General features: G+C 55.0%; 2 protein-coding genes. Both read left to right on the top strand.

Annotation, left to right across the window (positions count from 1 at the left end; translation table 11 throughout):
- The first annotated feature begins 322 nt into the window (after window positions 1-322).
- Window positions 323-1,192 carry a hypothetical protein gene (locus ABJK56_RS04515; protein WP_347243470.1) on the top strand — a complete coding sequence of 290 codons (870 nt, stop codon included), beginning with the start codon at window positions 323-325 and terminating at the stop codon, window positions 1,190-1,192.
- A 291-nt stretch (window positions 1,193-1,483) separates the two neighbouring features.
- Window positions 1,484-1,995 (top strand): cytochrome c (locus ABJK56_RS04520; protein ID WP_347243471.1); only part of this gene is annotated, 512 nt, incomplete at its 3' end.

The following is a 1,995-nucleotide window of genomic DNA, read 5'->3' on the forward strand; positions in this document are numbered from 1 at the left end:
AGCCTCCTTCCCGAACGATTTGGACGATCGTAGCACTCAGTTGCAACCCTGACGGAGGTTGGGCGGAGGAAAGATGACGCTCGTTTGGCCTGCAAGCCCCTGGCGCCGTAGAATGTCAAGATACCATCGGGCCAACGCCAGAACGGCAATCGAGGCAGCGACGGCGTTCCTCAATGATGGACCTCAGCCGGCGGATTTTCCTGCTTGATTCTTCCTGGCTGGACGTACGCTGTCAGACGCGAAAAAGTGTCTCATGCGAGCGCTTTCGGTCAGAGAGCACAAAAACTTCGGTGAATGTCGCAGGGGAACGGGAGGTGTTACGATGAAGAGTGAATTGCGACGAACAGAGGCTATGCGCGGCAATCATGCCGAACAATTAATCCCACAATCGCGACACCGACGGGAATTCCTCAAAAAACTGGCGGCGCTGGGGACGCTCTTGAGCGTTCCGCGACCTCTCCTTTCCTCCAGTTTGCTGGGCGAAGGAGCCGGGCAACTGGGGGAGTTAACCGGAAGATTCGTGTTCGTCGGAACGCCTCCGGAACGAAAGAAACTCAAGGTCGATAAAGATGTGGACTGCTGCGGTAAGTACGACATCCGGGACGAATCACTGATGGTGGGACCGGACGGGGGGCTGGCCAACGTTTATGTTTTTCTGCGGAGCCGTGCTGTTCCGATACCTCCCGGACTGGCCGAAAAATTTCCCAAACGCGTGACTTTGGATAACCGGGACTGCATTTTTAAACCACATTGTCTGGCAATTTGGTACACGGTTCAGGAATTCTATATCGTCAATTCTGATCCGATTGCCCAGAACGTGGCGTTCACCCCTTTGGGAGACTTACCTGCGAATATCATTCTGGCTCCGGCGCCGGGTGAAAAAACCGACGCCACGTGGAGATTTCACCGCAGCCAGACGGAGCCCGTCCACATCGTGTGTAACTACCATCCCTGGGAAAGTGCCTATATTCTTCCGCGTGATAACCCCTATTTCGCGATCAGCGGGAGCGATGGAACATTTCGCATTCCGTACCTTCCGCCAGGCGAATGGGAATTCCAGCTTTGGCAGGAACGCGTGCGGCAATTTGAGTTGCCTACCTATCCGCGGGGACGGTTCACGGTCACGATCAAGCCCGGTGTGAACGATCTGGGAACAATTCGTGTCAGTCCCGCATCGCTCAAGGTGACTTGAAAAATACTAAGTCGATCAATTGCGTTAATTATTTAACTGTGCAACATGAGATTGGCACGGGATGTTAAATTTTTATTCGATATGATGTTCGTTGCCTCCGAAGAACCTTTGACAAGACCGTCGCATGGCAGAGCATCGCTTGGCTGGAAGCCTGTCAGCATCGCATTCTTACTCGCGCTATTACTGAGTTTGGCTGGTTGCAGTAGGTCGCGACCTGTAGAGTTTCGCTTGAACACGGAGGGCCGCGATCCTGCGTCTATCTCGCCGGCCCAGCGCGAGGCAATTGTCGGTATGCTCACGGATCTCTTCGGCACCCCCGATGAGCCTCGTGTTCCACCGGGTCTCAATCTCGATTTGGAGCTCCTTCGGCGGGCGGCGGGACCGACGCGCCGCGATTTCAGCGGGGTGGAACGGGGCCTTTATCGCAAGCATTGTGCCGTGTGTCACGGAGTTTCTGGGGACGGAGCAGGGCCGATTGCCGCGATGCTTAACCCCTATCCCCGCGACTTTCGATATGGCATTTTCAAGTACACATCCACTGTCTTGGGGGCGAAACCCACACGACAGGACCTCGAGCGGACAATCCGCCGCGGAATTCCCGGAACAGGAATGCCATCCTTTGTGCCCCTTCCCGATGAAGATATTCAGGCGCTTATTGAATATGTCAAATATCTTTCCATCCGCGGGGAGACCGAATTGTACTTGCTGCGGTCGGTGGTTGATGAAAACGAACTGCTTCCGCTCCGCAGGGAAAGTGTTATCGAGGAGGGAGTCCTTCCTGTGGCCGAAGCGTGGGAGAAACC

The organism is Thermogutta sp. (genome assembly GCF_039793925.1).
Lineage (GTDB): Bacteria > Planctomycetota > Planctomycetia > Pirellulales > Thermoguttaceae > Thermogutta.